This window comes from Vagococcus acidifermentans (assembly GCF_003987655.1).
Classification (GTDB): Bacteria; Bacillota; Bacilli; order Lactobacillales; family Vagococcaceae; genus Vagococcus_B; species Vagococcus_B acidifermentans.
Window position 1 is genome coordinate 1 of record NZ_NGKC01000028.1, and the last position, 4,566, is coordinate 4,566.

The 4,566-nt window shown below is 35.1% G+C and carries 6 protein-coding genes; 2 read left to right on the top strand and 4 right to left on the bottom strand.

What is annotated here, in order from left to right; all coding sequences use genetic code 11:
• Positions 1-410: 410 nt before the first annotated feature.
• Complete coding sequence (locus tag CBF27_RS13870) at positions 411-1,091, top strand: IS6 family transposase (protein ID WP_126815294.1); 681 nt, start codon at positions 411-413, stop codon at positions 1,089-1,091.
• Between the two features lie 60 nt (positions 1,092-1,151).
• Here the strand turns inward: CBF27_RS13870 and CBF27_RS13875 are convergent, their stop codons facing one another.
• On the bottom strand, positions 1,152-1,634 hold the full coding sequence (locus CBF27_RS13875) for a hypothetical protein (protein WP_126815295.1): 483 nt from the start codon (positions 1,632-1,634) through the stop codon (positions 1,152-1,154).
• 180 nt (positions 1,635-1,814) lie between these two features.
• Here CBF27_RS13875 and CBF27_RS13880 point away from each other — a divergent pair, with 180 nt between their 5' ends.
• On the top strand, positions 1,815-2,681 hold the full coding sequence (locus CBF27_RS13880) for a hypothetical protein (protein WP_126815296.1): 867 nt from the start codon (positions 1,815-1,817) through the stop codon (positions 2,679-2,681).
• Positions 2,682-2,864: 183 nt separating this feature from the next.
• Here CBF27_RS13880 and CBF27_RS14520 read toward each other — a convergent pair whose 3' ends face one another.
• Genes CBF27_RS14520 through CBF27_RS13890 form a run of 3 tightly spaced genes read right to left on the bottom strand, consistent with a single transcriptional unit; the run spans position 2,865 to position 4,050 of the window.
• Positions 2,865-2,987 (bottom strand): hypothetical protein, encoded by a 123-nt coding sequence (locus CBF27_RS14520; protein WP_281273712.1) that lies wholly within the window; start codon positions 2,985-2,987, stop codon positions 2,865-2,867.
• Complete coding sequence (locus CBF27_RS13885; protein WP_126815297.1) at positions 2,984-3,784, bottom strand: IS3 family transposase; 801 nt, start codon at positions 3,782-3,784, stop codon at positions 2,984-2,986. The genes CBF27_RS14520 and CBF27_RS13885 overlap by 4 nt, the downstream gene beginning before the upstream one ends.
• Positions 3,712-4,050 (bottom strand): helix-turn-helix domain-containing protein, encoded by a 339-nt coding sequence (locus tag CBF27_RS13890; protein ID WP_126815298.1) that lies wholly within the window; start codon positions 4,048-4,050, stop codon positions 3,712-3,714. The genes CBF27_RS13885 and CBF27_RS13890 overlap by 73 nt, the downstream gene beginning before the upstream one ends.
• Between the last annotated feature and the right edge of the window lie 516 nt (positions 4,051-4,566).

Consider the following 4,566-nt stretch of genomic DNA (forward strand, 5'->3'; position numbering starts at 1 on the left):
AGCTAGTTTAGGTTTGACAGACGTGGTAGGGGCTTTTGATGGTGAGTTGTCCTTAAGGACGACTGGCACGATACTAGATGATTGATTCAAAAAAACACCTCCGATAAACTTGTTAGATACAGTTTACTCGGAAGTGTTAGAGAAAAATAGACGGTCGATTATTACCCGCTTACTGTCTAGCTTATTAATGAGTGTGTTCGCGCTTAAATTTTTGTCAAAACGCTTGATTTATGGGCTGTCTTTGGTAAGTTTTGTCGGCTTTTTAGGGACGTTGTATGTGTGGCACTATCCGGCATTGTTGCAGTTTGGGTGTTTATGGCGGAGTATCATGCCAAGGGTTCTGTTGCAAAGTTTTCCAATTAATCTATTTTAGGGTAAACTTAGTCTAATATAGACTAGGAGGAACGAAGATGAACCATTTTAAAGGCAAGCAATTTCAGAAAGATGTGATTATTGTCGCTGTAGGCTATTATCTTCGATACAATCTTAATTATCGGGAAGTCCAAGAAATACTGGACGACCGTGGCATTAATGTGTGTCACACAACCATTTATCGTTGGGTTCAAGAGTATGGAAAATTGGTCTATAACATTTGGAAGAAGAAAAATAAACAGTCCTTTCACTCGTGGAAAATGGATGAAACGTACATCAAAATCAAAGGAAAGTGGCATTATCTTTATCGTGCCATCGATGCGGATGGTCTTACTTTAGATATCTGGCTTCGTAAAAAACGCGATACCCAAGCAGCTTATGCTTTTCTCAAGCGATTGGTGAAACAGTTCGATGAACCAAAGGTTCTGGTGACTGATAAAGCTCCCTCTATTGCCAGTGCCTTCAAAAAATGTCAGAAATACGGATTTTATCAACAGACCGAGCATCGGACAGTGAAGTATCTGAATAACCTCATTGAACAAGATCACCGGCCCATCAAGCGACGGAACAAATTCTATCGAAGCTTACGAACAGCCTCAACCACGATTAAAGGCATGGAAGCTATTCGAGGACTATATAAGAAAAGCCAAAAAGAAGGCACTCTTTTTGGCTTTTCAGTCTGTACAGAAATTAAAGTACTGTTAGGAATTCCAGCATAATTTAGCGTTAAAAAAAGTAAGAGGCTTTTAATTTTGGAACTTTGCAACAGAACCCGTTCATTAAATGTTTTTCTTTCGCGGCAACTCTTCTAAGGCTCTTAAGGTTTTTTGAAAATTATCAACATGCCAGTTCTTCTGACCAAAAAAATCCTCCTGAGCAAAAACAAAGGTTTTGCCTCTGAAGAACTCAAATTCTGGTTTTGGCGCATTCAAGGCAATCCAATCATCCGCTGTCTTGATGGTGATGCGATAATTAATGCCGTCCGATTTAACAGAGACTGTTTGGATAACCTCTAAAGGAATTTCAATAAGTTGCTCAGAGTCTATAAGTTTTTTCCATCCAAGGGGAACTAACACGAGTTCATTCGCACAAATCTGTAAAAAAAGCAGTTGATCAGGTGTCACCCCATTTCTCAAAACTTTTAAAACTTTCGATAAAACACCATCTTGTCCGTCTCCATACCTCACTAGAATACATGAATTAGGAATCGGATCATATCCTAAAGTCTTTAATTCTTTGATAATATCTTTTTCTTTTGCCATATTTATCTGCTCCTTTTTAATTTTCTATAAGTACTCCCTCAAATATTTTGTTATAATTATAGCACGAGCACATGTGAATCTAGCATTTTGAACCTATCTGCTCAATACACTTTGATAGCCTAAAAAAATAAAATTAAACGACAGATTTGAAACTATAATTTCAAAAGACAGGAGAAATAGATGACAGATTATGGCCCCATTTTTGAAAAATTTAGAACAATAAAAAATATGCCCACTAAACAAGTCGCAGATGGTCTGGTCTCCCCACAGTTTCTTAGAAAATTTGAACGTGGCGAAAGCGATGTTAGTCTCACTAACCTATTGTTATTATTATCTAGGGTACATGTGACCTTAGATGAGTTCTTCCAAGAGACAGACGGCACTTTGGATACTTGGCTAAACCAGATAGAAAGTGATTTAGAAACCGCAGTGATTGCCAGAGATTCTTTTCTGCTGAAAAAAATAATTAAGCAGTTAGATTACGATTATCAAGAAACTGGCGATAAAAAATTTTTATATTTTGGTCTTGTGGCAAAACGATTTTATGATATCCTTTTTTATGACGTATACGATATGGCTATAAGTCCCGTCATGACCTATTTACGTTCAAATGAAGAATGGGGCACAATGGAATTATACTTAAGCTCCTATTGTTACCAAGAATTTTCTGAGGAAGAAGCCCTTTTTTATGGGTTAAATTTGTTGAAACAAAAACACGCCTCTCAATCAGTCAATAACTGGCGTTGGGATGTTTCGCTTCATTTTTGTCTCAATCTACTCGTCAAACATCACCTTCAAAAGGCAAAACAAATCCTCATGAGTTATCGGGAAAAAGTTTTCATGAAAAATGATTTGAAAAATATTCATTGTAACTTATTTTATGTTTATTTAGAAGGGATTTATGATTTACTTAACGGGAAAGAAAATGATAGCGAAAAAGTGATCATGATTTTTCGGGAGGTTTTAAAGTGTGAAGGCTATGCTAATCAATTAGACGATACTTATGAATTTTTTAAGACGAGGGCCAGAAAACTGAAGGATTGTTAAGACTTGAATAGAGAATTTTTATTAAGAAAGTCAAAGTTTTCGTTTCTAATCTCTATCTCCAACACTTAACAGGGCTCTTCTAATTCTGCTGCAACATTTTCCAACTGAACGAGCTGTTTTAGAGACCATGTGTACGGTGGACCTAACAAGAATAAACAAATTTATAAAGTCCTCTTTCAACTATCAAATATCATCCATATTCGTGACAATCTGCTCTAATTCCGCCAGCTTTTCGCCCTTTTCAATCGCTGATACAAGCTCATCAATATAAGCGGCTTTGATATTTATTTCCATAGCCTCAATCAATTGCTTTGATTAAGTTGGTTGTTGACCTTGTTAAAAAAGACAAAAAAACAACCGTCATTAATACTAACTTCAAACTTATATTTTTCACTTAGCTGTTTATATGAGTTTGAAGTATATTGAAATCCTCTATCACTATGAATAATAGGCGAAGTATTAGGATTGTCTTTAAATCCTTGCTCTATAGTTTTCATTACCAATTCGTTGTTATTACTTTTCCCAATTATATAAGAAACAATACTCATATCATATCTATCAATAATTGCACTTATATAAGCTTTTTGATGTTTGCCATAGAATAAATAACTAATATCAGTAAACCATTTTTGATTTGGCTTTGTAGCTACGAAATCTCGATTAATGATGTTTGTGTAAGTATAATCTGGCTTTGTTTTAATCCAATTAGCTCTCTTTCTCCTAATTTCAGGATATAAATTCATCAACCGCATCAGTCGACGAATTTTTTTAATATTAATTTGTAAGTTTAATTCCCTTTTAAGCGCAACTTGCATACGAACTACACCATAGGTGTAGTCGGATTCTATAAATATTCTCTTGATTTCATTGGCCAATTTTTCTGTTTCTATTTCATAAGCTTGTGGTACTTTATTTTTCCATTTATAATAACCACTGGTGCTAACACCGGCTAGGCTACATAATTGATTGACTTTATACTTTTTAGTTTCTACGAGCTCTTTTATTGCGATATAGTACAGGGCTTTTCTGTTTAAGGAAAAGTCTTGTTTCTTCGATTGAGCTCTTGTAACTTTTTTTCTAGATCTTTCTCCATTTCTAAATATAAATTACGGGCTTTTAATTGCTTGTTTTCTAACTTAAGTTTATCTATTTCAGACAGTTCTTCCTTTGATTTGTTATGCCCACGCCTATCTTGAAGACTATCAATACCAAACTTTTCATATTTTTTAACCCAGTTATAAACCTGTTGATAAGAGACCTCATATTTTTTAATAGCGGCCTGATAATCAAGTTCATGAGCTATTGTAAACTCAACTATCTCTATTCGTTCTTGAAATGTTACCTTTTTTGAGGCACGTTTACTTGACATGGTAGAAAGACCCCTTCCTGTTTTCTTTAAGGCTTTCTTTCCATTATAGTTATTAATCCATCCCGTGAGAACTGCTTTAGAAGAAATATTGTATTTTTTTATAATACTATATTTGCTTGCACCATCTATAAACTCTTCAACAGCGGCTCGTTTAGTTTGTTCTGTATAAAAGTATTTCGTTTTATATGGACGAATACCTTCTTCTCCAAATTCTAAATATTTTCTATACTAATCTCCCAAAGTTCCGTGGCGAATACCATGTTCTTTTGCAATTTGATGAATACTTTTTTCCTTCTTACTGATTTCATTGATTAAAAACAATCGTTCTTCAATAGTTGCTTTATGGTATGGCAACCCCTTTTTTGACAAAATTTATAAGGTGTCGTTCCTTTTATCATGTTATCCGATTGCCCTTGACAGCGAGCCTCCCCGTCTGTGAGTTTTCACGATCAGCTTCCCAGCTTTAAAAAGTCAGGATCGTTTCCGTGACGGTATCACAGACGGGCTCACTATCAA

Coding starts and splice junctions, on each gene's coding strand:
- CBF27_RS13870 (WP_126815294.1), top strand. CDS start 411: ATGAACCATTTTAAAGGCAAGCAATTTCAGAAAGATGTGATTATTGTC.
- CBF27_RS13875 (WP_126815295.1), bottom strand. CDS start 1,634: ATGGCAAAAGAAAAAGATATTATCAAAGAATTAAAGACTTTAGGATAT.
- CBF27_RS13890 (WP_126815298.1), bottom strand. CDS start 4,050: ATGTCAAGTAAACGTGCCTCAAAAAAGGTAACATTTCAAGAACGAATA.
- CBF27_RS13880 (WP_126815296.1), top strand. CDS start 1,815: ATGACAGATTATGGCCCCATTTTTGAAAAATTTAGAACAATAAAAAAT.